Origin of the sequence: Treponema sp. OMZ 906, from assembly GCF_024181185.1 — a bacterium.
GTDB lineage: Bacteria > Spirochaetota > Spirochaetia > Treponematales > Treponemataceae > Treponema.
Window position 1 is genome coordinate 2,196,260 of sequence record NZ_CP051196.1, and the last position, 25,357, is coordinate 2,221,616.

The following is a 25,357-nucleotide window of genomic DNA, read 5'->3' on the forward strand; positions in this document are numbered from 1 at the left end:
AGTTCGCAATGCGAACTCGCTCCTGTCGAAAACCACCGACATCCATGTCGGAAATGATACGTTGAGGATTCCCAGTAGCCGCACGTAGTATATAGCTTTCCGTAAGCCTTTTGAAATAGACTGTTAAGCAGTTGTACATCCCTGTACAACTGCTTAACGACGAGTTCGCAATGCGAACTCGCTCCTGTCGAAAACCACCGACATCCATGTCGGAAATGATACGTTGAGGATTAATTTTTCAGCAGCAGCGTATCGTAAAGCATACTCCTCCGTAAGCCTTTTGAAATAGGCGAGGTAGATCCGAGGCGCGAGGAAAAATTAACCGCAGGCGTATCTTTGATACGTTGAGGATTAATTTTTTCGCAGCAACGAAGGAGATACCCGCATATTTCAAAAGGACTCGCTGATGGCCCCAAGAGCATCGATACTAGCCTCTATCTCTTCCGTTGTATTAAACGTAGAAAAGCTGAAGCGGACAATCCCCTGTGCTTCCGTTTTATAGCTCCGGTGCACAAGCGGAGCGCAGTGGGCACCCGGACGGGTTGCAATGCCGTACCGTTCATCAAGGAGGCGGCTCACTTCAGAAGACGGCACGGTTCCAATGTTCAGCCCGATAACGGGACCGGCATTTTGCACGTTCGGTGCATAGAGCGTGATAAATGGAAGGTCTGCGGCGAGTTTAAAAAAGTATGCGCGCAGCTTCGCTAAGTACGCAGCAGCATTCTCTTGTCCGAGCTGTTCGATATATGCACATCCTGCAGTCAGTCCCGCAAAGGAGGGGACATTCATTGTACCGGCTTCAAAGACATCAGGCATTGTTGCGGGGTGTGTTTTGTCAAAAGAATGAATGCCGCTGCCGCCGGAAAACACCGGCTTAAAAGCAAAGTCGCCGTTCACGACGATGCCGCCGGTACCCTGCGGACCATACAACCCTTTATGCCCGGTAAAGCAGACAATAGTTTGCTCATAGTGCGAAATATCCATCGGCATGGTACCGGCGCTTTGGGATGCATCGATAATCAACGTCAGTCCATTCTTTTTACATAAGTTGTAAATTCTCTGCATATCGGGGACTGCGCCGATAACGTTGGAGCAGGCGGTAACAATAATCGCCTTGGTATTGCCCCGTATCTGCGCTTCCATTGCCGTATAGTCAAGCTCGCCTGTTTCAAGATCAAAGCCGATAATCGACAGTTCCGCCCCCTGACTTTCCAGCTGATAGAGCGGACGCAAGACGGAGTTATGTTCAAGCGCGGTGGTAATGAGGTGATCGCCTGCTCCGAACAAACTTTTGAGCACGAGGTTCAAGGCTGCCGTTGCATTTTGGCACAGTGCAACTTGCAGCGGATCTGTTATATGGAAGATGCGGGCAACGGCAACACGGGTTTTATACAAAGAAGCAAGCGCCGCATGGGCGGTTTTATGCGCAGCACGCCCCGGATTTGCAAACTGCTGCGAGACTATCGCGTCATACACTGCATCCGCAACACTGTCCGGCTTATGGAGCGTCGTCGCGCTATTATCAAAATAAATCATACTACTTACCCTTCTGACTATTTCCCAGACATCTTCACTGCGGTTCTGTCTGCACCGTGGACGGTAAGGGTATACACATCCTGATACGCGGCTCCGCTTGTTTTTAATAAGTCAACCGCTTTTTCAGCATCTTCACGGTTGACCCGCAGCGCCATTCCGCAGCCTTCTGAGATTTCCGGAGGGAGCGGGATCAGGCGGGCGCCGGAGAGACCGGTCACTGCCATTTCCGCTGCGATTGCCTGATGAGTACTATCAAATGAAATAACGCAAAATACTTCGTTCTGCATAGCTTAGGGCTTTACGACCTTATTGGTACGCATAATTTCCGTAATACGGTACATATTGGTAGCCGAACCGACTTGCAGTTTCTCTTTTAAACCGTAGAAATCCAAACACAGCCCGCACGCAAGCACTTCCGTCCCCTTGTTCTGCAAGGTTTTTAAATCATTGACGGTTTTTTCGTTCTCGGTTGCAAGGCGGACACCGGAGTTATACATCACCACCATTTTAGGGATCCGATCCTGTTCGGTCAGCGCATACACAAAGTTCTCCAACAGCTTTGTGCCGAAGCCTTCATCACCGGTGCCCATCTTGTCGGAATTGATCACCACAACATATTCGTCAGCGCCTTGTTCCAACACGCTTGTGTCGTTCAAAATAGCACAAGCCTCGCATCCTTGAAAGTCATAGAGTACGGTGTATTCCGCATCGTTCAGCTTGGTAACGCTTGCTTTGATATTCAGCTGTCCTGCCATCTTGGTCAGGTTCTGGGTCGCAATTTCGTTATCCACCCGTATCAGGATGTTTTCTCCTGCGGTGTTTTCGCGTAATACTTTTTTCGTCATAATGACGGGAATGGGACACACTTTGCCCATCGCATTTACTTCAATCATCATTTTCCTCCATAAAAGCCTTTTGCAGGAACTATCAAGTTCCGAAAAAGGTTTTTAGCCGCGCTTTCGTAAATGTCAGTTGAGAAAGCGCAATTAAAGTATATGAGTTTGCGTAAGCAAACTCGAGATAAAAAGCGGAGGCGCTATTGTAGCCGATGCTTTTTATCATTCCTCCATATATTATCTCACCACAATCGGATAATCCGTATGAGGTTTTATACATCACATTCTTCAGGTTTGCTGTTAGGAGCTTTTTGTAAAACAGCTAAAAACTTTTCTCGCGATCCGTTTTTTGCCCGTTGCTCAATATACTGTTCCGTTTGTAGTGCCGATAATTTTTCTCCTATTGCAGCGGCAATAAATTGATTTATTGAAATGTTATCGATTTTAGCAACTTCTTTTATCATTGTGTGATATGAATCCGGGATTCTAATACTCAATGTGCTCATTTTTGACCTCCATTTAATATATCCATAAATTCCCGCGGCGTTAGCGCAACGATTCCTAAATGTTCCGCTTCTTTGAAATCTTTTTTATTAAATGTTATTATCATCTCACTGTTTGAATGAATCGCAAGCTCCAAAATATGATCATCAAAGCCATCTCTTAAATATGGTCGCCACAAATAGAATAGTTGTATATGCTTTCCAATCTGGCATAGATAATTTAAAAAATCATTAATATCAGCATCGGAATAGTATGCTCTATCTAAGTGTTTTTTCAAAACTGCTTCATATTCTAAAATAAGCGGAACTGAAATAGCAAAATCAAATCTACCGGTACCGATTTCTTGTAATAACTGATTTGACTTTCCATTTACACTTTTTAATGCCGATAGCATAACATTTGTATCTATAACGACTATTGGAATATCCATAATTGGTATTATATATGATACCAATTATTTGTCAATGTTAATCTTGTAAGCATTTTCCTCCATAGATACTAAGTAACCATTATTTCACCGTAATCGGATAATCCGCACGCGATTCGATGGTGCCGATTTGGAATAGACTGATGCCTGCCTCGGCAAAGGCCGGTCTGATTTTTTCCGCTTCGGCGGGGCTGACGGCAAAGAGCAAACCGCCTGAGGTTTGCGGGTCAAAGATAATTTCTTCGAGCGCAAAATCTTTTATGCCGAAGTGAATTTTCCCTTGGGCAAAGTTCCGGTTCCGCTGTCCGCCGGCGGTAAGCAAAAATTCACCGGCTGCCTGATACGCTGCCTCGATATAGGGAATACGGTTTGCCTCAAGGCGGGCGGTAAAATCCGTGCCGGTCATTTCCGAAAGGTGTCCGCTCAAGCCGAAACCGGTTACATCAGTGCAGGCATGAACGGTAAAGTTCCGGAGAACCTCGGCTGCGTATTTATTGAGGTAGGTCATTGAGGCAGCCGCTTCGTCAAAGGCGGCGCGGGAGACTTCTCCTGCGCTGTACGCGGTGGTGATAATCCCGATCCCCAGTTTTTTGGTTAAAAATAACACATCTCCCGCCTGCGGGGTGTTGTTTCGCCAAATGCGCTCAGGGTGTATCGTTCCCATCACGGAAAGTCCGTATTTTATTTTGGGGTCGTGGATGGAGTGCCCGCCAACGAGTGCCGCCCCTGCTTCTTTTACCTTTTCCGCGCCGCCGGTTAGAATACTTTGCAGCGCTGTGTATGCATTATCGCGGGTTGCTTCCTCAGGATAGCAGACAATGTTCATTGCACATACCGGCTCGCCGCCCATCGCGTACACATCGCTTAAAGCATTCGCTGCTGCAATCTGCCCGAAAAGGGTAGGATCGGTTACCATCGGCGGGAAAAAATCAAGGGTCTGGATGACTGCTATATCGGGTGTCAGCTGAATAACAGCCGCATCATCGGAGCTGTCGAAGCCGACCAATAAGCCTTCGTGTGAAGTTTTAGGGAGAGTTTTCAGTAAGGCGCTCAAAACACCAGCGCCGATTTTTGCATTGCATCCGCCGCAGACAAAAAGTTCATCGCCCTGCCCGCTCGCGGATTTATTATAATTTTCCATTGATTTATTATAATATATGGGGATGCTTTTTACAAGCAAATTGCCGACTACATCAGAGTAAACGCATCAGCACCGCAACAGACGTCGGTGATATTACATTCTTTACTGCGTATTTTCGTGTACCCGTACCAAAATGATAGAAATAAACTACAGAATACAGTACAATCTCATCCATATATGAAACAGTTTAAACTGATGGCGGATTATCAGCCTGCGGGTGATCAAGGCGATGCGATACGGCAGCTTTCGGACGGCATACTTGCCGGCGACCGGTTCCAAACGCTCAAAGGTGTTACCGGTTCGGGTAAGACTTTTACGATGGCGAATATCATTCAGGCGGTGCAAAAACCGACGCTGATTATCAGCCACAACAAGACGCTCGCGGCGCAGCTCTACCGTGAGTTCAAAGGCTTTTTTCCTGAAAACGCCGTCGAATACTTTGTTTCATACTATGATTACTACCAGCCGGAGGCTTATGTCCCGGCGCGAGACCTCTATATCGAAAAAGACGCTTCTATCAACGATGAGATAGACCGACTCCGGCTTTCGGCAACATTCAGTTTGATGGAGCGGCGGGATGTCATCGTTGTGTCAACAGTGTCGTGCATTTACGGCTTGGGCTTACCCGAATCGTGGCGCGATTTACGCATCACCATAGAAAAAGGGCAGACCGTTGATCCCGGTAAACTCAAAAAGCAGCTGATCAGTCTGCAATACGAGCGCAACGATGCGGTATTGGAGCGTGGTCGGTTCCGTGTGAAGGGCGATGTGATGGAAATATTCCCTGCGTATATGGAAGAAGCCTACCGCATCGAGTTTGACTGGGAAGAGATTGTGCGTATCCGCCGCTTTAGCCCGCTGACCGGCGAAGTGAGCCAAGAATACGAAGAGCTTTCGATTTATCCGGCAAAGCACTTTGTTATGCCGGAAAATGCTATCCCCAATGCCATCGAGCGGATTAAGCAGGAGCTTGATGCCCGTTTGGAAACGCTCAAGGCGCAGGGAAAGCTCTTTGAGGCTGAACGCTTGAAAACCCGTACCGAATACGATATCGAAATGCTCTCCGAGATGGGGCATTGCCCGGGGATAGAAAACTATTCAGCGCCGATCGCAAACCGCAAGCCGGGCGAGCCTCCTGCAACGCTTTTTCATTACTTTCCCAAGGACTTCCTCCTTTTTATGGACGAAAGCCACGTAACCTTTCCGCAGATCGGCGCGATGTACGAAGGCGACCGCAGCCGCAAGCAGAACCTTGTAGACTTCGGCTTCCGGCTCCCCTGCGCGCTGGATAACCGCCCGCTCAAAATCAATGAGTTTGAAACAATGCTCAATCAGGCTGTCTTTGTTTCCGCAACACCCGGCCCCAAAGAATTGCAATATTCTACCCGCGTTGTTGAACAGCTTATCCGCCCGACCGGTCTGTTAGACCCGCTCATCGAAATTCATCCGAGCGAGGGGCAGATGGAGCATATCTACGGCGAGGTGAAAAAGCGTATCGCAAAGGATGAGCGGAGCCTCATCCTCACGCTTACCAAGAAGATGGCGGAAGACCTTACCGACTACCTCACCGGTTTGGGCTTAAAGGTGAAGTATATCCACAGCGAGGTGGAAACCATCGAGCGGGTAGAAATCCTCAAAGGCTTGAGGGCGGGTGAGTTCGATGTGCTCATCGGAATTAACCTCCTGCGGGAAGGTATCGACCTGCCGGAAGTGTCGTTTATCGGCATCCTCGACGCGGATAAAATCGGCTTTTTGCGGTCAACCACCAGCCTCGTACAGATTGTCGGACGGGCGGCGCGTAATGCCAACGGCAGCGTAGTGATGTATGCCGACCGTATCAGCGACGCGATGAAGGAAACAATAGAAGAAACCACCCGCCGCCGTTCAATTCAGCAAGCCTACAACGATGAGCACGGCATTACGCCTAAAACCATAAAAAAATCGATTGAAGATATTTTGGTACGCGAAACGGAAATCAAAAAAGAAGCCGCCCGCGCCGAAACCGAGCCGCTTGTCAACAGCTTCAATATTCTGAACCCCGCCGACCGCAAAAAGCTTATCAAAAAGCTCGAAGCGCAGATGGCTGAATATGCCGATATGCTCCTCTTTGAAGAAGCGGCGGTGGTGAGGGATAAAATCGAAGAAATCAAACGCCTCGGGAGCTTTTGAAAATATGCATACCGTCTACGGCGTTGCTACACAAAAATAAATGCTCGACGTACAACAAGTACGCCTCCGCTTTATTTTTGTTCGCGCCTTGTATCCGGTATCACTATTTTCAAAAGGCTTACGGCAGGCGCATCTATGGCGTTGCTGCGCACACACATTCCATACCCGCTGTACTAAAGTGTGCTTTTTTAGTATGGTAGTACGTCAACGGTTTTTATGACAACCGTATTTTTATTGATAGGCATTTCTGAAAATCAAAACGATTCAGGGATGTTTTATACTCATAAAGGACACCTCATGAATACTTTTTATAACGCGGAAGAAACATCAAAAGAAAAAACAAGCGATAGCGCAAATGATCAGCTGATGCAGAAGTTCTTGAATACCCGTCAAATTATCTTGTCGGGTGAAGTGAATAAAGAACTGGCGGAAAAAGTTATCCGCCAGCTTTTGATACTCGAATCCGATTCCGCTTCAAAACCGATTTATGTGTATATCGATTCTCCGGGCGGAGATGTTGATGCCGGTTTTGCGATTTTCGATATGATCCGGTTCATTAAGCCGCCGGTTTATACGATCGGTATGGGATTGGTAGCCAGTGCAGGTGCGCTTATTCTTTTAGCAGCGCCGAAAAACTATCGGCTTGGGCTTCCGAACAGCCACTACCTCATCCATCAACCGTTATCCGGCATCAAAGGGGTTGCGACGGATATTGAAATTCACGCAAAAGAAATTGAAAAAATCCGCGTAAAAATAAATGCGCTTATCGCCGAAGAGACCGGTAAAAACGTAGCTGAGGTTGCTAAAGATACCGATCGCGACTATTGGCTTTCGGCAGACGAAGCGGTGAATTACGGGCTCATCTTACAAGTCATTAAAACCCGCAGTGACCTTCCAAAAAAATAAAAACAGCACCGCCACGGACGGCGGTGGTTCCATATAGCAGCGACGTTTTTGCTGCGCAAAAACTCGTCGTTGACCAGCGTACAGGGACGTACACTGGTCAACAGCGCCATGAACAGCATCATTCAAAGATGTACTTCCTTGTACATCTTTGAATTACGAGTTTTTCAGTGAAAGACTCGTTGCTATCCGAAACCACTGACGTCTTATTTAATCGCTTCAACATCTTCTCGAGTAAGACCGGTAGCTTGTATTATCTTTTGCATGGAATCTCCGTACTGTTTTAGTATCTTTGCTGTTTCGAGTTTTGCTTGGCGGGAACCTTCGGCGAAACCTTTGGCTTCACCTTCATCGAAAGCGTCCATAAGAGCTACCGGTAAAATATGGTATTCTCTCCGTGCTAATTCATTCTGTTTTACTGTCTGTATCATCTGCTCTATCCTCCCTGTATATTTAGTTGTTACCTTACCGGTTTTTACATATTGTAAAAAGCCCTGTAAATCTTTATTATCTGCTGTGCTAAATGCATTTGCATTCTCAATATAATCTTTTTTTGTATCTTTTGAAAATATGCGGGTATCTGCGTTGTCGCTTAACAAAAAACAGTCCTCGACGTACAGCAAGTACGCCTGCGGGTGTTTTTTGTACGCTCCTAGCATCTACTCCGCCTATTTACAAAAGGCTAACGGAAGGCTTTTTTCGAAAAGTCTGGTTCAGCAGCGGCATGGATGCCGCTGGTTCTAGCAGCAGCGATGTTTTGCCGAATGGCAAAACTCGTGTTTTCCGATAGACACGGACGTCTATCGGAAAACACATCTCAATATCATAAGATGTACCGGCTTCGTCTTTTACCAATACGTCAAGACGAACATTTTTTGCGCTCGAATTAGTGGTAACGGTATTTTGGGACGATAGATACGTGATTTTCTCTATCTTAGCGTTAAAGAGTATCTCAAGAAATTCTTTACAAATAGATTCATGTTCCATGACTTTGCAGAACATAAAATCGTCTGCGATTGTTAATTCTTCAAATGGTTTTTTAGCCATCTTTCGCCTCCGTTAGTAATATCTCTTATAAAGCACTGATGCAAAAATGGCTAAAGAAATGGAGAAAAAATCATCTTTTTTATTCGTGCGGTTTAATACCTGCCGTTTCTCGGCAATGATCTGCGTCGGGGGTGTTGATTGTCAAGCGTTCAGCCCATTACCTTAAAGCCGTCATCGGGCTTTAAGGTAATGGCTACGGTTTTGTCCTTTTCGACGGTAGTATCGGTTTTTATTTCTGTTTTGTTTGTCTTTGCTGTAAAGACCTCATCTACGCTAAAGGTTATCTTGTACTTGGGCGTTGTCGGCTTATTTCCGTTTGCATTCTGGCAAGCCGGTACACAAAACCGATGAAAATAATGGGGAACGGATAAGAACAAAGGTACCAAACCTTCCGCACAAATAATGTGCCTGTTCAGTTCCACACAAGCGGTCGTTTGTTGTCGGATAGCCGCTTATCAAGATACTCCTTATTTAAGTGCAGCTCTTTTACCAATGTGCGCATTTGATCAGCGGAGAGTAGATTCTGTTCGGCAAAAAGGAAGATGAGCGCTCGTTCTGCGATGCAGGGAACACGGAGCGCATTGATCCGTTCAGGCGAAGGATTGGCGCAATCGAGATATTCAGTCTTAAACGTATTAAATAATATGGAATGCTCCATATTATCTTGAATTGCCGCAAGTTCCTGCATAAGCGGCTGCATATTTCCTCTGCTTGCTTCTATTCCAAGCGGCTTTAACGTAAAGAACGTGTACTGCTTACCGGGTAAAAAATGGTGCTGATCGCAGCGGGTACAGTAATTCGGTTCAAAAGGGTCTTCTTTTTTGCGGTCTCCCCCGATGATAATCAGCGGATCAAAATAGAGGGCGGGGCATTCAACGCCGTTTACAATGTAGTATCGATAGGTATTGTAGCCATTTTGCAGACAGTCTGGATGTTCGCAATAAGCGGAGAACGGATATATTTCCGTTGCCGTTTCTACCAGCAGCCGCGCTGTTGCATTGAAAATTTCGCCGCGGAAGTTTAGCAGCAAGGTCGGCATCACAAACACAAGGCCGCGGCGGTCGCTTTCTTTTTTAATCACGTATGCGAGCCGTTCGTCATAAAATGCTGCCTCATCGATAATCCATGTACCGATATGCGGATTTTCCTGCAACAGCTTTTCAAGCGCAAACGAATTACCGACCGTCGCAATATGTTCCCCGCACCGTTGATAACCGCCGCGGTAGGCAAGCGCATCCTCAGGATAGTCGGGAAAACGCTCTTTATCGAGGCTGTAGCGTGCAAAAAAGGTATATCGCCTATCCGCCGAGCCGATACCGCTTGCAGGATCAAACAAATCTTTTTGAGAATTTGCTCCGCTGGTCAGCTTTTGCACGGCGCCGCTTTTAGTGCGGGCGACTTGCGCATCCCGCCATACGTGTCCCGCATATTCTGTTTTTCCTGACCCCATCGGCCCTACTACGAGAATACGGCGAGAGGCGGTGGTAAAGTCAAAATGAGCTTTCGGCTCATGCATCAATAAAGAAGGAAAGCCAAGGTTTTTAAACCATGCATTAATCTGTTCTTGTGCGGGTTCCAATTGCATTTATAAAGCTCCAAATCGCGAGAAGGGAAATACCCGCAGTATCGTTGTACCGAGTATTTTTTCCGCAGGGACATATTTCGGTTCAATATTACTTAAAAATCGAATGGATTGTGCATCGTTTTTATCTACGGAGGTCAGCTTAAAAACAGTCGTATGGCGCATATCTGTTGAATTAAACCGGTTGTCCCCCATCATAAAATACGCATTCTCAGGAATGTACTCATCCTGTCCGGCAGGAAATACATTCATGTTGCGCTGATTAGTCCATGCAAGATAAAAGGCGTAAGTTTGCGCTTCTTGTAAAAGACTGTTCCGTACTTCGTCGTTGATGAATTGCTCCGCGGTAGCGTTTGCGCGGAACAGTTCAATATTGCGGATAATGATTTTACCGAAGCAGAGCTTGATAAGTGCATTCAACTGCGCAAACCGTTTTTCGTATAACGAAGCTTGCTGTGTATCGCCGCTTTGCCAATAGGGAATCCATCCCGTCATAAAGCTGCGGAACCATGCAAGTCCGCCGTTGGTCGTTAAAATTTCGCGGCTTATCGTATCGTTGGCACGAAAGAGTGCACTCATCTCATATTCAGCTTCCTGTAAGAAATCTGCAGCTGCCGCCGTGTCGTTATTGCCTTTTAAAAGCGAAAGTCGGTTGACAAGTGATTCGGTTTGCTTTACCGCATCGTTTAAGTTGAGTGCTTTTCGCTGTGATTCAACTGCTTCCATTATACGCAGTTCTTCGGAGCCGATATATATATCTTTGATTAACCGGCGTTCTGATATGGGAAGGCTCGCTAAATCCCAATTTGCATAGAGGCTATCTTCTTCTACCGGTAAAAATTCGGTATCGTTGCGGTGTTTAACGTACAAAACCCCGTCGACCAGCATCAGCTTTTCGCCGGGAAGTCCGGTAACCCGCTTTACCAGCGGATCCGCTTTCGGTTTGCCGTTGTCATCGGTATTAAGATTCACTCGTGCAAGGGTGAGCATATACACCAACTGCGACATAAATGTTTTAAGCCGTGCCTTGGGCGTATCAGGATAATTCGGGTTGTTCAGGATAACGATATCGCCGCGCTGATACTTTTTCCATTGCGGAAGTCTAAAAGAAGAAAGCGGGAAAAAAGGCCCCGAAGGAGTTTTAACACCGATAACCGTATCACCGATCATAAATTCAGGCACCATAGATTCCGATGGAATGCGGTATACCTGAAAAATAAAGATGTTGACTAATAGCACAAAAAAGATCGCATAAAAAGCGGCATCCACCCATTCGAGCAGTTCGATAAGAATTGATTTTAGTATTGCACCGTCCTTTTTACCCTTGAGCGGAAGCATCTTTTTCTTTAATTGAACGGGAGTAATATCAGGGAAATATTTTTGCAAATGTTTATTTTTCATATAATGAACGGTAACTGCTTTTAAAATAACGATACCGAACCACAGCAGCGCAAGAATGGCATCCATTGTATAAGGTGAATGCTCTACAAGTGCACGGGAGCATACAAAGCAAGCTATCATAACAAACGGCCAGTAGTCAAAGAGCTTTCTCGTAAAAACGAGTGAGATATAGGTTCTCTTCCGGTTTAACTTTAATTGCGCGTAAGTGAGCGCGGAAGAGAAAATAACACCGGCAACACTTCCTACAAAGGCTAAACCATGCATATTATTGACAATTAATAGGAGAGAAAAAACGAAAGACAGCCCCGAACAAACACGGAAAAATAGTGCCATGAATTACCTCGTAAATAGTTGTTTATTGTAGCTGTTATCATTTAGAATGTCAATTTTTCGGTGTATATCGTGTAACAATATTTTAATTTCAATATTATAAAGCAATTAAACGCTTGAACAGTCAATAGTAAAATGATAGTATCTGCTCTTAATTAGAGAAAGTTGATATACGGGGATTCAATAATATCGGCTTTTCTCTATAGGCCGTTTTAACGGCTACACATCCTACAAGTGAAGTACTCCATATAGTAGCGGATTCTTGTATCAACTATTCACTGCTAACACGGACGATCCTCCACGGCATTCAATGTAATGCGGTAGTTTGATGTAATCTTGATATTAAAAGGAGATACTTGACAAAATGAATGAAAAAAGTATAATCCCCCCCCCCCCCCCCCCCGATACGTACGTGCGGAAATCATCATTACAAGACGGGAGGTATCTTATGAATACCGGAAAACGAATTTTCCCGCTTAGATATAAGCTCGTTTTATTTTTCGGGTTATTGATTTTAGCGGCGGGCATTACGCTGGGAACTTTGGCAATAAGAACAGCCCGTAAAGCCGTTATGGAAAAAATTGAAGTCCATCTTACCGACAAGGCAACAGACGTTGCAGAGATTGTCGACGGAAGAGCCTCTTCCTTTGTACAATTTGTAGAAGGACTTGCCCGTATGCCGTTTTTACGTGATAACAGTCTTTCATTGCAGGAAAAGGCGCGAATGATAACAATAGAAGCGGAACGGAATACAAATATAGATTACTTCGGCGTATGCGATCTCGAAGGTAATCGGTATGACGCGCATAGATCCCTCACGCTTGTAAGTGACAGGGAATGGTTTCAGTCCGCTGCTAAGGGAAAAAACTATATTACGGAACCATTCCTTTCGCAAATAACGAATACTATGCAAATACTCTTTGCTGTTCCGATCTATGACGACATGGATACCATCATCGGTGTTCTTAGTGCGGCGGCACCGGCAAAATTGCTTTCCCAAGAGATAAGCAATATTATCGTCGGAAAAACCGGTGAATGTTATATACTCGGATTAACAGGGACTGTCATAGCGCATAAAAATTATGAGATGGTAACAAGTAAACAAAATCCGCTAGAAATAGTCAAAAAAAACTCATCGCTTACCTCTTTAGCGGCTTTTACCCAGCATGCACTTGATACTCAAAAAAGTGAAGTCGGCTATTATGAATATGATGATATCAGGTATATAGCCTCTTACGCTACCGTGCCGGTAACCGGCTGGACGGTTATTATAAAAGCTCCGGTGGATGAATTTATGGGAACCGTGAACGCGCTTCGCAAAGGCATTATGCTTACCGGTATTATTATTTTAGTATTATCGCTTGTCATTGTGTATATTATCGCCTATAAAATGATGCAGCCTGTTCAGGCGGTTGTCGCTGCATTGGGAGATATTGCTCACGGCGAAGGGGATTTAACGGTTCGCTTGCCGGTTTTTGGGAATGATGAAATAACGAATTTGTCCGCATACTTCAATGAAACAATCGAGAAGATTGGATTATCGATACGTGCCGTCGGCGTAAATAGCCAATCGATGGAAGAAGTCGGAAATGAGCTTGCTTCCAACATGGTAGAAACCGCGAGCGCCATCAACGAAATAAGCGCCAATATCGAAGGTGTAAAACAACAGGCAATGACACAAGCCGCAAGCGTAACCGAAACGGCAGCCACTATTGAAGAGATCGTTCGAACGATTAAGCAGCTTAATGGCAGTATCGAAATGCAGGCGGAAAGTGTTGCGCAGTCATCTTCTTCTATAGAACAGATGGTTGCAAATATCGCTTCAATTACCAAGACGCTTGAAAGTACCGACGGTGCTATTAAAAAGCTGGCCTCTGCAACAGGGGACGGGAAAGAGACGGTCGCGACCGCCAATACCGTAACACAGAAAATTGCAGAGGAATCGGGCAGCTTGTTGGAAGCGTCGAGCGTTATTCAGCATATTGCTTCGCAGACAAACCTACTTGCTATGAATGCCGCTATAGAGGCAGCTCATGCAGGAGAAGCCGGTAAAGGTTTTGCGGTTGTCGCCGACGAAATCCGCAAACTTGCGGAAGATTCTGCAACACAAGGTAAAGCAATAACTGCAACACTGAAAATTTTAAGCGGAGAAATTGAAACACTTTCGGATTCTTCCAGAACTGCTGAAGAAAAATTCAGTACCATCTTTAACTTATCGGAACAAGTAAAATCGATGAGCGATCGTCTGACCGAAGCGATGCGTGAACAGGAAAACGGTAGCAAGGAAGTGCTTACCGCAATTAAAAATATCAATATGGTAACGGTTGAAGTAAGCGAGGGGTCTGCCGAAATGCTCAAAGGGGGCGAAGGCGTTGCTGAAGAAATGCAAAAACTGAACGATCTTACCCGTATCATTACCGACAGTATGAATGAAATGGCTGCCGGAGCTGTTCAAATAAATAATGCCGTGCAGGAAGTAAATGAAATTACACAAAAAAATAAACACAATATTGAAAGCTTAGTAGCCGAAGTTAATAAATTTAAAGTTTAACCGACTTCCGTGAAAACTTAAACAAGAAGGTGTCCCAATTCTTCGACGCCTTCTTGTTTGAATCTCCATCGTTTCAATTCAACCTTTAATCGCTCGTTCCTCCTTCTATAAACGGAATACGATATATTCTGAGAAGAAGTGTCGTATTTTTTTATATATATTTTTATAATGACTTGTATAATGAATGGGCAGTTCAAATTGACTCTGCCTTTACCAGGAGGAATAATATGGCAAAAAAAGTTGTGATTGCCGGAGGCGTCGCAGGCGGAGCTTCCGCCGCCGCCCGTGTAAGACGTTTGGACGAAAGCGCCGAAATTATCATGTTCGAAAGAGGACCGAATGTCTCTTTTTCTAACTGTTGTCTGCCGTTTTTCTTAAGCAGAATGGTGCCTGCAAGTGAGAACCTCGTTTTAATGACGCCGGAGCAATTTAAAAAGCAATATAATATCATTGCAAAAACCTCGCACGAGGTATTAAAGGTAAATGCTGCGGCCAAAACGGTTACCGTAAAGGATTTGACTTCCGGCAAGGAATTTGAAGAAGCTTATGATGTGCTGGTGTTGTCGCCCGGTGCTTCGCCGATTGTGCCCGCTTCCGTTAAGGGGCATGATAAACCGCACGTGTTTACTGTACGCAACGTAGTCGATATAAAAAAGATAGACGATTATGTTCATGCCAATAAGATAGACGATATTGCTGTTATTGGCGCAGGTTTTATCGGTATGGAAGTTGCAGAAAATTTCCGGCTTGCAGGGAAAAATGTTTCGCTTGTCGAAAAATTGGATCAGGTTATGGCTCCCTTCGATTACGATATGGCACAAATTCTACATAAAGAATTGCACGATAAGGGCATTAATCTTATTCTGGGCGACGGCATTAAGGAAATCGGGAACGATTTTATTGTACTGGAAAGCGGAAAAAAGGAGAAAGCGCACGCCGTTATTATGGCGCTTGGTGTACGCCCCGAAACGGAACTGGCAAAGACCGCAGGAGTGACGCTCGGCGAAACAGGTGCCATTTTAGTTGACCATAATTACCGAACAAATGTAGACGGGATTTATGCCGTCGGGGATGCCATAGAAGTAACGCATTTTATTACCAACAAAAAGACACGCCTTACGCTTGCAGGCCCCGCCCAGCGGCAGGCTCGTGCCGCTGCCGACGATATGTACCGCATACCGCACAGAAACACGGGCGTTATCGGTTCTTCGGTTATCCATTGTTTTGATTACAATGCTGCCTGCACCGGTCTTAACGAAAAGGACTGCAAAAAGAACGGCATCCAGTACGATTATGTGTATGTTATTCCGGGCGATAAGGTCGGTCTTATGCCCGCCTCGAATCCGCTCTTTTTCAAACTTATCTTTGAAAAACCGTCGGGAAGAATTCTGGGGGCACAGGCTGTTGGAAAGGGTAATGTCGATAAGCGTGTCGATGTTATTGCTTCGTTTATCATGCTGAACGGTACGCTTGAGGATCTAAAAGAGCTCGAGCTGTGTTATTCACCCATGTTCGGAACCGCTAAAGACGTTGTAAACCATGCGGCGCTGGTGGGAATGAATATTTTGAACGGTGTGTTCAACCAGGTGCCTGTTACGATGGTACGCGAATTAGTGGAAAAGAATGCCTGTATTATCGATGTGCGCGAACCGCGTGAATTCGAGATGGGGCATATTATAAACGCAGTCAATATTCCTTTAAGCCAACTCAGGGAACGGATGCACGAGATTCCGAAGGATAAACCTGTGTATGTGCATTGCCGATCCAGCCAGCGCAGTTACAATGCGATTTGTGCGATGCAAGGTCGTGGGTACAAGAATGTATACAATATCATGGGTTCGTTTTTGGGCTTAAGCGTATATGAGTATTTCAACGATATAAAAAACGGCCGGAAACCCATTGTTACGAAGTACAATTTTAATTAGGATCGTAATTTGCAGGGCTCCGATATGCCGGCAGAAAAGGAAGGGCTGTCCAAATTCGATATTTTAAACCTTGTCATTGGTTCGATTATTGCGATGTATCGTCGTTTAAGCTTTCGGTGAATCTCATCAATGTAGGACTGGTGATAGGCGCTCTGTTTACTCCGATTGCGCATTTTTCGCTTTCAGGATGGCTGTATCTTATTTTCGTAACCTCGGGCGGTATTTTAGGGAATATGCTTTTGAAGAAGATGAAGCGCAAAACATCGTACATGCGGAACTAAACAAGTTAGTTTTGTTTCCCATCAGCTAATTAAGGCACCTTCTTAAAACAGATTTTCGTGCAGCAAATGCGGGGGCTTGCAATAAACGCACCTATCTTATAGAATAAGTGCATCAGTATTAAAAATAAATCGTTCTGTTTTTCAGAAAAGTTTATGAATTTATTAAAGACGAAGCAAAATGGAATCGGACAATAAGCATTTTATTAAAGTAACGGAAAACGCACTCACTCCTCTCAGTTCTGAACAAAAGGTAGTATTAAACCGGCGCGGGAACCAACTCTTTAACGAAGGCTTTATAAACGAAGCTCAACGTATCTTTGTTACGACCGGTTATTCGGACGGGCTTACAAGAGTCGGCGATTACTATATTGCGCATGATAATACACTGGAAGCGCTCCGCATGTATTGTCTTGCGAAAAATAAACGAAAATCCGACCCGATTATTGATTCGCTTGTTCGGCTCATTAGAGTGTTAATAGATACTGAAACAAAAGGAGTAGAAAATGTTTGAAAGTATTGAAAATGGTTATTCCGAGCAGACCGATTCGTTATTTCCTGCTCAAGAGCTTCCTCACGCAGAAGGAACCGATGAACTTACAAAGCTTTCACGCGAGGGCTACCTTCTCTTAAAAGCAAATGAAATTGATCGGGCAGAAGCTGAATTTAAAAAAATGTTGGAACTTGATGAAAACAATAATTATGCCCTTGTCGGACTTGGAGATGCCGCACGAAAGCGGAATAAATGCAAAGAAGCCGCAGAATACTATAGTGAATGTTTACGGCACCATCCGGGGAATAATTATGCTTTGTTCGGATTAGCAGATTGCTATAAAAATATGAATTTATATGCTAAGGCAATAGAAATTTGGGAACAGTACCTTGAGCATGATAATGCAAACATTACCGTCTTTACCCGCGTTGCTGATGCATATCGAAAGATACATGATTTTCAAAATTCAAAAAAACTCTATTTGAAAGTACTTGAGATCGAAGAGAACAATCCTTATGCGCTCATCGGCTTGGGGCACCTCCATTATGATTTTAAAAAGTATCGAGAAGCGCTCGTTTATTGGCAAAAGATTTTTGATCAAAATCCTGAAAATGTCGATATCCGTATCTTAACATCGATTGGAAATTGTTACCGAAAGATGAAGCAATTCGACCGCGGTGTGTATTATTTTGAGAAAGCGCTTGAAAAAGATCCCGATAATTTTTACGGACTTTTTGGTCTTGCCGATTGTTATCGTGGTATGAAGCAGCAGCAACATTCAATAAAATACTGGGAAGCAATTCTGAGTAAAGATCCGAATAATAAAGTAATTCTTACCCGTATGGGCGATGCATACCGGCACATCGGCGATTATGAAAAAGCCGAGCAGATTTATCAGCGTGCGCTCGATATCGATTATGATTCTTATGCGATACTTGGGCTTGCGATTCTGTGCAAGATACAGGGAAAATATGATGAAGCAATAACCAGTTTAACGCATTTGTTGCAGGCAGATCGGAAAAACTATCGTATTTACCTTGAACTTGCCGACTGTTATATTCACATAAACGAAAAAGCCAAAGCGATTGAAGTACTGCAAGCGTTCCAACAGTACGGCATTAAAAACCAAGCAGTAAGCGATACCCTTTTTTCATTACAAAATTAAGGCAGTGGTGATTGGGACAGAGCGATAACGGCATTGTAAAAAAAACAGCCCTTTCGGGAATGCTGCCGGAAGAAATTGATGCGGTATGCAATTTACCGCAACGCTTTCACTCTATACAAATTTTTCAATGGATTGCGCAGGGGTGTTCGTCGTTTGAAGGTATGACAAATCTTCCACTTAAAGTGAGGGAACGACTTACCGATGAATATACGCCGTGCGATACTGTATGCGAAACCGTGTTGAAAGATCCTGACGGTACGGTAAAACTCGGAATAGGCTTGCATGACGGCAGCAGCATTGAAACGGTACTGCTGTTTGATAAAGCTTCGCGTAGGACTGCCTGTGTTTCCTGCCAAGTCGGCTGCCCGATGGGCTGTACCTTCTGCCAAACAGGCCAGCTCGGTTGTTTGCGTAATCTTAGCCCCAACGAAATTGTAGAACAATTTTTGCATCTGGAAAAAATCTGCGGTAAGTTGGACAATATCGTGTTTATGGGCATGGGCGAACCGTTATTAAACCTCGACAGTATCGCAAAAACTATAGCCGTTCTTACTCACCCCAAGGGCAGAAATCTTTCACACAGGCGGATAACGCTTTCCACGTCCGGTATCTGCAAAGGCATTTATGAGCTTGCAGATAGCAAACTCGATATTCGCCTAGCCGTTTCGTTGACGACCGCGGACGAAGACTTGCGAACAACCTTGATGCCGGTTACAAAAGCAAATCCGCTCAGCGAATTAAAAAAGGCAATCCGCTATTTTAATGATAAAACCGATAAGCGGGTAACTCTGGAACTCGCGCTGCTTAAAGATGTAAACACTTCCTATAAAGCTGCGCAGCAAGTACGCGCTTTCGCCGAAGGACTCAACGTTCATATCAACCTTATCCCGTGGAATCCCGTGCAGCAATTACCGTATAACACTCCTTCCGATTCCGAAATACGATCATTCTATAATTATTTAACAGCGGAAAATCTCAATGTAACAGTTCGCCAAAAGCGTGGCAGAACTATCGGCGGCGCCTGTGGGCAATTAGGTAAAAAAGGACGTACCGAACCGAAATACTCCGGTACAAAGCAAATCTAACTATATTTTTAGAAATCTCAGCATATAAAAAAAGCACCGACTAATCCTGGTCGGATTAATCGGTGCTCCGGTTAACTAAAGGTTAAGTTTCAACCGCTAAAATAGCGCAGCTGAACAACACTGTTGAAGTTTCAGTGTACCCGATTTATTGACCATCGGCGGGAACGCTCCATGTCGCCGGTTCGTTTCCCTCTCTGTCGATAATCTCTATGTCAGATGCAGGAGTGATCTTATCTACGTAGAACTTGTATGAGACGGGCTCCGATACGTTACCGACGTTATCAATTGCTTTTACATCGATATTGTAAACAGTGTCGGTAGAAAAATGGAGCGGCTCGATATACTTAACGTAATCGGCATCGTTGATTTTGACATAAAGTGCATCAACACCGGAAAGTTCGTCGGTCGCACCAAATGCCACCGATTCTTTGGTTGAAACGATAATACGTCCCTCTTCGTCAACGACATCGGAACTCGGGAAAATCATGTATGCATCATCTTTATTGATAAGGCGATCACTGTTTTCGATAAAAACAGTCGGAGCGGTTGTATCAACGATAACGGATGTTACCGAAATAGGAGCTAAGTTGCCGACGTTATCAACAGCTGTATAATATATCTTTGCGGGTCCTTCTTCGCTTATAGAGTAATAAGCACCTTCATCTTCTTTCCCATTACCATGGAGTGCTAAAGAATCCAAATCTGTGCCGATATAAGCTCCCGCAGTCCCGGAACCGGTTAAATCATCGATTGCCGAAATATACCATTTTGTCTCTGCAGAGCAGTAAGCAGCTAAACCTTTGTAAAATAACGGTTCAGTTGTATTCAGCGTCGTTTTGGGCGCAGTATTGTCGACAATTACCGAAAGGGTTTTTGCAACTTCAAGGTTTTTGCTGTTATCGAAACCACGATATGAAATATCATGTTTACCTTCTTCCAAGATCTGGAAGGGATTGCGATAAGTCATAAAGCTCGAACCGTCCAGTGAGAATTCGACAAAATCGAGACCCGTCTCTTTATCTGCCGAATTAAGCTTAAAGAATACATCGCTGTTGACAAAATGTTTATCACCGTTACGGTATTGCATTGCCGCGCGTTGATAATCATGGGTCATTGTTTCAGGCACTTGTGCCCAAACTGAGAAGCAAAGAGCCGCAAAAGCAGCGGCAAAGAGTGATTTCTTCATAAATCCTACCTCCAAATACTATAAAAGATGACTCCGCATCTTTTTTAATAATAAATTTCAACTCTGCGGTTGTGTTTCCGTTCGGAAATTTCCGCATGAGATCCTGCGGGGTGCTCAGCCCCTTCCGCCGATATGGTAATATTACCCGCTGTAAAGGCTCCGGTTGATTCAAAATACTGTGCGACGGCATACGCACGTTGTAACGACAGTTTTTCTTCTTCTTTTGTGCTATCCAATTTTGCACAATGTCCGACAATTTTTATCTGTGTTACATCCTTCGCTTTCAACAGTTCGGCAATACTGTCCAACTTATGTGCGGTGAACGTATCAATCTTATACGTCTTCGGAGCAAAATAAACCGTCGTTTCGTTGCCGGTATTATTTTTCTCGCTTTGCTGCGGCTCATCTATTTTCTCTTCCGCAGGGGCATTTTCAACCTGCTGCGTTTCTGCAACAGGCTTTTCTTCCTTCTGCTGCTTAGGTTGTGTAGTACATCCCATCACAATTACCGCGATCAGCAACAGAAGAATACCTTTTAGCTTGCTCAAATTTTGACCTCCTCAAAATTTTTGTATTGTATAAAGGAAACTTTTGAAAACTAAAGTCTCTAAAAGTTCCATCCAGTTTTATAACTTCTCTTCAAACCGTTTAGTACTGTTATTATTTTAAATTGACATTTTTTACTGGGATTCAAAGAATATCGGCCGATACTCTTGCCAAAAGATATGTTATTGATAAGTGAAGTATTCTCTTACCGTTCGTAAGCTTTATATCCAAGGTGCTCCTACACCATAGATGTTATACTATCATCCCCATTTTTTTGTCAAGCCTCTTTTTTAAAAAGCCTATTTCTAGCTGAGTTTTTTTTGTATATTATGCATTATCATAGCTACGGTAGCGTGCAAGATTCGATAGTATGGGGTAACACAATGAATACGGAATACGGAAAAAAGGCAAAAAAAGTCGCAGTGGTAACGGGCGGAACAAGCGGAATCGGCTTGGAAACGGTCAAAGCTTTAAACAATAGCGGTTATACTGTGTATACCGTCAGTAGGCGCACACTTAACGGTCAAGTACCTGAATATGGCGAGCATTTTTCTGCGGATGTAACAGATGAAGATGCATTGATCAAAGTTTTTGCCGAGGTATGGGAACGGGAAGCTCGATTGGATGTCTGTGTCTGTGCTGCCGGTTTCGGTATTTCGGGAGCCGTTGAGTTTACGAAGCTTGAGGATGCAAAAAAACAGCTGGATGTAAATTTTTTCGGCGCTTTTTTAACGATGAAGACAGCCGCTTCATACATGAGGAAGCAATGCTTTGGAAAGATTCTCGCGGTGAGTTCGGTCGCAGGAGAAATTGCCATTCCTTTTCAGGCCTTTTACTCCGCTTCCAAAGCAGCGCTTGGGAAATTGTTGGAAGCATTTGCCGCTGAAGTTTTCCCGTTTGGTATACAGTGTGCGCTTATTATGCCGGGAGATGTCGCAACTCCGTTTACGGATGTTCGTAACAAATCGAATGCCGGTAACGATGTGTATTCCGGAAGAATCACAAAGAGTATCTCAAAGATGGAACGTGATGAACGGCATGGCATACCGGCGAATAAACTCGGTTCTTTTATTGCATCGTTAGCGGATAAAAAGCGGATTGGCTTCTTGTATCCCTATAACGCTCCCTATGCTCTGTTGATAAGCCTGTACCGTTTACTACCTCGCCGTTTAGCCCTCTTTATTGTCCGAAAGCTCTATGCCTGTTGAAGAAAATAAGACTTATTCTTGCTTTTTCTATAGGAATGATTATATTATAGTTACAGTTGATGTGTCAGTAATGATAAATCCATCATCAATAGGAGCGTTATATGAGCAAAACAGGAATTTTTTATGCAAGTAAAGGCGGCGTAACCGAAACTTTTGCAAAGCAGATTGCGGAAAAGCTGGGAGCCGATTTGCACAATATGAAAGATACGAAAGTTGATGCGATAGCGGACTACCAGAATGTCATACTGATGTCCTCCAGCTATTTCTTCGGCGCATTAATGGAAGATTGGGGCGGTAAAATAAAACTGCTGCACACCGTTGATTTTTCCGGGAAAAATGTCGCGATTGTCGGCGTCGGAAGCCAAGAACGCCATCCCGACAGCTTCTGCTCCGGAGCTGCGGACTTCTATGATAAGCTCCGCTTTAGCGGCGCCCGCTTTGTCGGTGATGTATGCCCCTGCGGATATGAATTTAAGTTCTCCCGCATGGAAAGAGGCGGCAGAATGCTCGGTCTGTGCTTGGACAAGGGCGATGCTAAAGTGAACGAAAAAATCGACGAATGGGTAAAAGCCGTTCAGCCGGTATTTGCAAAATAAGTTTTGCCTGGGAACCTCTAAAAACGGCAAGCCTATCGGCTTGTTCTGTAATGAAATTCATTAAGTTATCCGCTTTGTGGACTGTGAATCAGTTTTTAGAGGTTCCTTAAAGTATTTCTATATAGGCTTTTAGATAATCTATTCTTTGATTGCGTATGCTTTCGCTTATTAAATAGTTTACGAGAATTTTTCCCGTCCTATGTCTTTTATGTATTATTTTTAGCTTTTCAGGGATATTGTTTAAGAAATTTCGATTTACAATTTCTTCTACAAGAAAAACAATATAACGCTGTTTTTCAGTTTTTTCCCAAAGAATTTTATCCGTTTTATCGGGATATTGCGTAATAATACCCCTCTCATCATCATTAATATCCGAGCTGTTAATGCAACGTACATAGAGAGAAGGATTATTCGCGTATTGTATTAGCTTTTGCTTGTCTCCGTAATCAAACTTTACAACATAGTTAAAGGGTATATCTTCATACGCATATTCTGTATTTTTTAGCTCTTTTATGTTTTTTATTTGTCGGTTTTTTAAAATAATTTTTTTCAACATTATTTTATAATTGTTTATTTTTGTTTCAAAGTCTGTATAGGCATCATTAAGTATTTTTTCGTAATCATTTAAATTTAACATATTAAACCGGCGCATCTCTTTTATAGGAATACCAAGATTGCGATAAAACGAGATTTCGGCAATATTGACTAAATCTGCAACCGAATATTTTCTATAATTATTCATACCATCTTGATTAACAGGAAAAATATTTTCCTTTTGCCAATACCGTAATGTCGGACAGGAGATATTTAAAAGCTCCGAAACTTCGCCGATTGTTAAGTCCTTATTCATAGAACGAAATAATAATAAAATTTTTGTTGACATTCAAGTTACTTTAAGCTTTATGATAAATCTAAAGAACCGGTTACCTTAAATAAATGGCTATTGGATTTTTTATAAGAGAGCTGCGGATTACCTGCACTTCTCATTTTACAGGAGGTATTTGTATGTCTGACACTGTGGTAGCAAAAAAATGGTTTGAACGTATTAAAGTTCCCCATACCTATGTAATTCTCATAAGTATTCTTATTATTATGACCATCCTTACCCACATCATACCGGCAGGGCAATATGAAAGAGTAAAGGAACCAATATCCGGAAAAATGGTCGTCGTTCCCGGCAGTTTTCAATTTATTGATACTAAAGCTCCAGGATTTTTTGATATATTTCTCTCTTTACAGAAAGGGTATGTCGATGCAGCCAATATTATGTTTTTAATTATATTTGCATACGGATTTGTATATGTACTGGTAAAAAATGGAACGATGGATGCTTCTCTTGGAGCACTCGTTAGACTTGTCGGTAAACATGTACAGCTTATGATTCCGATAGTCATGCTTGTTCTTGGAGTGTTAAGTTCAACAATGGGGATTTTTGAAGAGGTATATGGTCTTTTCCCTGTTTTTGTAGGAATAGCAATAGCGTTAGGTTACGATGCAATAGTCGGTGGTGCAATGGTATATCTGGGGGTTACGATCGGATATGCCGCAGGTACTTTTAATCCGTATAATGTCGTTATTGCTCAAGACGTGGCAGGCGTGGCCGCTTATTCGGGATTAGGATTAAGAATTGCGGTTTTTGTTGTATTTGAAGCTGCTGCAATATTTTATATAATGCGCTATGCTGCAAAAATAAAAGCAACTCCTGAAAAATCGATACTATACGGTTCCGATCCTTATATCATAAAAGAGAAAAGTATTGAGGAACTGACAAGTATAAAAATGACCGGAAGGCAAAAAGTTTGTTTGCTTATCTTTTTTGTTACCTTAGGTATATTATTATATTGCACGACTCAACTTGGTTGGTATATTGACGAAATAGCAGCCATGTTTCTAATGATGATGATATTTGCAGGCATTGCGAGCGGTTATTCCGCTACGGAAATATGTAAGACATTTATCGAATCTACAAAGTCTATGGTATCATCAATGTTAATTGTAGGATTTACCCGTGGGATTTTAATTGTTATGAAGGACGGAATGATTTCAGATACGATTGTCTATTATTTGGTATCCCTACTTTCGGAAACAAGTAAATATATATCTGCCTTTGGAATGCTCTTCTTGCAGAATATCATAAAATTTTTTATTACGGGTTCTTCCAGTCAAGCGACAATTACAATGCCGATTATGGCTCCTACTGCTGAACTAATCGGTTTAAGCAAGCAAATAGCCGTGTTGGCCTATCAATTCGGTAATGGGTTTGCGGAAATGTTTTGGCCTACCTCTTGTGCTTTAGGCTGCGGTTTAATGGGTGTGCCGATTGATAAATGGTATAAATTTGTTACGCCGCTCTTTGTTATCGTGCTGTTGCTAGAAATAGTATTTATGACAATTGCGGTAACTATAGGGTATCATTAATAATAATCAATGATATTTTTAAAAGAAAAG

At 43.5% G+C, this 25,357-nt stretch carries 22 protein-coding genes and 1 pseudogene; 10 read left to right on the top strand and 13 right to left on the bottom strand.

Annotation, left to right across the window (positions count from 1 at the left end; genetic code table 11):
* Positions 1–390: 390 nt before the first annotated feature.
* The 6 genes from E4N69_RS09885 to selD form a co-directional block, all read right to left on the bottom strand.
* Positions 391–1,536 (bottom strand): aminotransferase class V-fold PLP-dependent enzyme, encoded by a 1,146-nt coding sequence (locus E4N69_RS09885; RefSeq protein ID WP_253823712.1) that lies wholly within the window; start codon positions 1,534–1,536, stop codon positions 391–393.
* 17 nt (positions 1,537–1,553) lie between these two features.
* A complete protein-coding gene (locus E4N69_RS09890) occupies positions 1,554–1,823 on the bottom strand; it encodes a putative Se/S carrier protein (RefSeq protein WP_016670444.1) in 270 nt (89 codons plus the stop codon).
* Between the two features lie 3 nt (positions 1,824–1,826).
* Positions 1,827–2,429: a sulfurtransferase-like selenium metabolism protein YedF gene (gene yedF, locus E4N69_RS09895; protein WP_253823713.1), complete on the bottom strand. Its 603-nt coding sequence runs from the start codon at positions 2,427–2,429 to the stop codon at positions 1,827–1,829.
* A gap of 215 nt (positions 2,430–2,644) precedes the next feature.
* Positions 2,645–2,878, bottom strand: a complete 234-nt coding sequence (locus E4N69_RS09900; RefSeq protein WP_016670442.1) for a toxin-antitoxin system HicB family antitoxin — start codon at positions 2,876–2,878, stop codon at positions 2,645–2,647.
* Positions 2,875–3,306: a putative toxin-antitoxin system toxin component, PIN family gene (locus E4N69_RS09905; protein WP_253823714.1), complete on the bottom strand. Its 432-nt coding sequence runs from the start codon at positions 3,304–3,306 to the stop codon at positions 2,875–2,877. The genes E4N69_RS09900 and E4N69_RS09905 overlap by 4 nt, the downstream gene beginning before the upstream one ends.
* Before the next feature lie 79 nt (positions 3,307–3,385).
* Positions 3,386–4,444: a selenide, water dikinase SelD gene (gene selD, locus E4N69_RS09910; RefSeq protein WP_253823715.1), complete on the bottom strand. Its 1,059-nt coding sequence runs from the start codon at positions 4,442–4,444 to the stop codon at positions 3,386–3,388.
* Positions 4,445–4,621: 177 nt separating this feature from the next.
* Here selD and uvrB point away from each other — a divergent pair, with 177 nt between their 5' ends.
* Positions 4,622–6,613, top strand: a complete 1,992-nt coding sequence (gene uvrB, locus E4N69_RS09915) for an excinuclease ABC subunit UvrB (protein WP_253823716.1) — start codon at positions 4,622–4,624, stop codon at positions 6,611–6,613.
* A gap of 297 nt (positions 6,614–6,910) precedes the next feature.
* A complete protein-coding gene (locus tag E4N69_RS09920) occupies positions 6,911–7,519 on the top strand; it encodes an ATP-dependent Clp protease proteolytic subunit (RefSeq protein ID WP_253823717.1) in 609 nt (202 codons plus the stop codon).
* 203 nt (positions 7,520–7,722) lie between these two features.
* On the opposite strand, the pseudogene E4N69_RS12820 reads toward E4N69_RS09920, so the two are convergent.
* The 4 genes and pseudogenes from E4N69_RS12820 to lepB form a co-directional block, all read right to left on the bottom strand.
* Positions 7,723–8,523 (bottom strand): annotated as a pseudogene (locus tag E4N69_RS12820) (hypothetical protein); the annotation flags it as partial.
* Positions 8,524–8,712: 189 nt separating this feature from the next.
* Complete coding sequence (locus E4N69_RS09935) at positions 8,713–8,985, bottom strand: hypothetical protein (RefSeq protein ID WP_253823718.1); 273 nt, start codon at positions 8,983–8,985, stop codon at positions 8,713–8,715.
* Positions 8,976–10,148 carry a thymidine kinase gene (locus tag E4N69_RS09940; protein ID WP_253714252.1) on the bottom strand — a complete coding sequence of 391 codons (1,173 nt, stop codon included), beginning with the start codon at positions 10,146–10,148 and terminating at the stop codon, positions 8,976–8,978. Before E4N69_RS09940 ends, E4N69_RS09935 begins: the two co-directional genes overlap by 10 nt.
* Positions 10,149–11,879, bottom strand: a complete 1,731-nt coding sequence (lepB, locus tag E4N69_RS09945; RefSeq protein WP_253823719.1) for a signal peptidase I — start codon at positions 11,877–11,879, stop codon at positions 10,149–10,151. It lies immediately after the preceding gene.
* Positions 11,880–12,324: 445 nt separating this feature from the next.
* On the opposite strand from lepB, the gene E4N69_RS09950 reads away from it, so the two are divergent.
* The 5 genes from E4N69_RS09950 (at position 12,325) to rlmN (ending at position 19,373) form a co-directional block, all read left to right on the top strand.
* Positions 12,325–14,427 carry a methyl-accepting chemotaxis protein gene (locus E4N69_RS09950; RefSeq protein ID WP_253823720.1) on the top strand — a complete coding sequence of 701 codons (2,103 nt, stop codon included), beginning with the start codon at positions 12,325–12,327 and terminating at the stop codon, positions 14,425–14,427.
* Between the two features lie 227 nt (positions 14,428–14,654).
* On the top strand, positions 14,655–16,352 hold the full coding sequence (locus tag E4N69_RS09955) for an FAD-dependent oxidoreductase (RefSeq protein ID WP_253823721.1): 1,698 nt from the start codon (positions 14,655–14,657) through the stop codon (positions 16,350–16,352).
* A gap of 459 nt (positions 16,353–16,811) precedes the next feature.
* Complete coding sequence (locus E4N69_RS09960) at positions 16,812–17,144, top strand: hypothetical protein (RefSeq protein ID WP_162664155.1); 333 nt, start codon at positions 16,812–16,814, stop codon at positions 17,142–17,144.
* Positions 17,137–18,288: a tetratricopeptide repeat protein gene (locus tag E4N69_RS09965; RefSeq protein ID WP_162664156.1), complete on the top strand. Its 1,152-nt coding sequence runs from the start codon at positions 17,137–17,139 to the stop codon at positions 18,286–18,288. Before E4N69_RS09960 ends, E4N69_RS09965 begins: the two co-directional genes overlap by 8 nt.
* 59 nt (positions 18,289–18,347) lie before the next feature.
* Complete coding sequence (gene rlmN / locus E4N69_RS09970; RefSeq protein WP_162664847.1) at positions 18,348–19,373, top strand: dual-specificity RNA methyltransferase RlmN; 1,026 nt, start codon at positions 18,348–18,350, stop codon at positions 19,371–19,373.
* A gap of 145 nt (positions 19,374–19,518) precedes the next feature.
* Here the strand turns inward: rlmN and E4N69_RS09975 are convergent, their stop codons facing one another.
* On the bottom strand, positions 19,519–20,559 hold the full coding sequence (locus E4N69_RS09975) for an OmpL47-type beta-barrel domain-containing protein (RefSeq protein WP_253714256.1): 1,041 nt from the start codon (positions 20,557–20,559) through the stop codon (positions 19,519–19,521).
* Positions 20,560–20,603: 44 nt separating this feature from the next.
* The gene (locus E4N69_RS09980; RefSeq protein WP_162664157.1) at positions 20,604–21,107 is read right to left on the bottom strand and encodes an OmpA family protein; all 504 of its coding nucleotides are present in this window, start codon (positions 21,105–21,107) and stop codon (positions 20,604–20,606) included.
* 381 nt (positions 21,108–21,488) lie between these two features.
* Here E4N69_RS09980 and E4N69_RS09985 point away from each other — a divergent pair, with 381 nt between their 5' ends.
* Together E4N69_RS09985 and E4N69_RS09990 are read left to right on the top strand one after the other, a co-directional pair.
* A complete protein-coding gene (locus E4N69_RS09985; protein WP_253823722.1) occupies positions 21,489–22,313 on the top strand; it encodes an SDR family NAD(P)-dependent oxidoreductase in 825 nt (274 codons plus the stop codon).
* Positions 22,314–22,414: 101 nt separating this feature from the next.
* The gene (locus E4N69_RS09990) at positions 22,415–22,909 is read left to right on the top strand and encodes a flavodoxin domain-containing protein (RefSeq protein WP_253823723.1); all 495 of its coding nucleotides are present in this window, start codon (positions 22,415–22,417) and stop codon (positions 22,907–22,909) included.
* Between the two features lie 106 nt (positions 22,910–23,015).
* On the opposite strand, the gene E4N69_RS09995 is transcribed toward E4N69_RS09990, so the two are convergent.
* A complete protein-coding gene (locus E4N69_RS09995) occupies positions 23,016–23,792 on the bottom strand; it encodes a MerR family transcriptional regulator (protein ID WP_162664160.1) in 777 nt (258 codons plus the stop codon).
* 53 nt (positions 23,793–23,845) lie between these two features.
* Between E4N69_RS09995 and E4N69_RS10000 the strand changes: the two genes are divergently transcribed.
* Positions 23,846–25,327, top strand: a complete 1,482-nt coding sequence (locus E4N69_RS10000) for a YfcC family protein (protein WP_253823724.1) — start codon at positions 23,846–23,848, stop codon at positions 25,325–25,327.
* Positions 25,328–25,357: the final 30 nt, after the last annotated feature.

Coding starts and splice junctions, on each gene's coding strand:
- E4N69_RS09885 (WP_253823712.1), bottom strand. CDS start 1,536: ATGATTTATTTTGATAATAGCGCGACGACGCTCCATAAGCCGGACAGT.
- E4N69_RS09890 (WP_016670444.1), bottom strand. CDS start 1,823: ATGCAGAACGAAGTATTTTGCGTTATTTCATTTGATAGTACTCATCAG.
- yedF (WP_253823713.1), bottom strand. CDS start 2,429: ATGATTGAAGTAAATGCGATGGGCAAAGTGTGTCCCATTCCCGTCATT.
- E4N69_RS09900 (WP_016670442.1), bottom strand. CDS start 2,878: ATGAGCACATTGAGTATTAGAATCCCGGATTCATATCACACAATGATA.
- E4N69_RS09905 (WP_253823714.1), bottom strand. CDS start 3,306: ATGGATATTCCAATAGTCGTTATAGATACAAATGTTATGCTATCGGCA.
- selD (WP_253823715.1), bottom strand. CDS start 4,444: ATGGAAAATTATAATAAATCCGCGAGCGGGCAGGGCGATGAACTTTTT.
- uvrB (WP_253823716.1), top strand. CDS start 4,622: ATGAAACAGTTTAAACTGATGGCGGATTATCAGCCTGCGGGTGATCAA.
- E4N69_RS09920 (WP_253823717.1), top strand. CDS start 6,911: ATGAATACTTTTTATAACGCGGAAGAAACATCAAAAGAAAAAACAAGC.
- E4N69_RS09940 (WP_253714252.1), bottom strand. CDS start 10,148: ATGCAATTGGAACCCGCACAAGAACAGATTAATGCATGGTTTAAAAAC.
- lepB (WP_253823719.1), bottom strand. CDS start 11,879: ATGGCACTATTTTTCCGTGTTTGTTCGGGGCTGTCTTTCGTTTTTTCT.
- E4N69_RS09950 (WP_253823720.1), top strand. CDS start 12,325: ATGAATACCGGAAAACGAATTTTCCCGCTTAGATATAAGCTCGTTTTA.
- E4N69_RS09955 (WP_253823721.1), top strand. CDS start 14,655: ATGGCAAAAAAAGTTGTGATTGCCGGAGGCGTCGCAGGCGGAGCTTCC.
- E4N69_RS09960 (WP_162664155.1), top strand. CDS start 16,812: ATGGAATCGGACAATAAGCATTTTATTAAAGTAACGGAAAACGCACTC.
- E4N69_RS09965 (WP_162664156.1), top strand. CDS start 17,137: ATGTTTGAAAGTATTGAAAATGGTTATTCCGAGCAGACCGATTCGTTA.
- rlmN (WP_162664847.1), top strand. CDS start 18,348: ATGCTGCCGGAAGAAATTGATGCGGTATGCAATTTACCGCAACGCTTT.
- E4N69_RS09975 (WP_253714256.1), bottom strand. CDS start 20,559: ATGAAGAAATCACTCTTTGCCGCTGCTTTTGCGGCTCTTTGCTTCTCA.
- E4N69_RS09985 (WP_253823722.1), top strand. CDS start 21,489: ATGAATACGGAATACGGAAAAAAGGCAAAAAAAGTCGCAGTGGTAACG.
- E4N69_RS09990 (WP_253823723.1), top strand. CDS start 22,415: ATGAGCAAAACAGGAATTTTTTATGCAAGTAAAGGCGGCGTAACCGAA.
- E4N69_RS09995 (WP_162664160.1), bottom strand. CDS start 23,792: ATGTCAACAAAAATTTTATTATTATTTCGTTCTATGAATAAGGACTTA.
- E4N69_RS10000 (WP_253823724.1), top strand. CDS start 23,846: ATGGCTATTGGATTTTTTATAAGAGAGCTGCGGATTACCTGCACTTCT.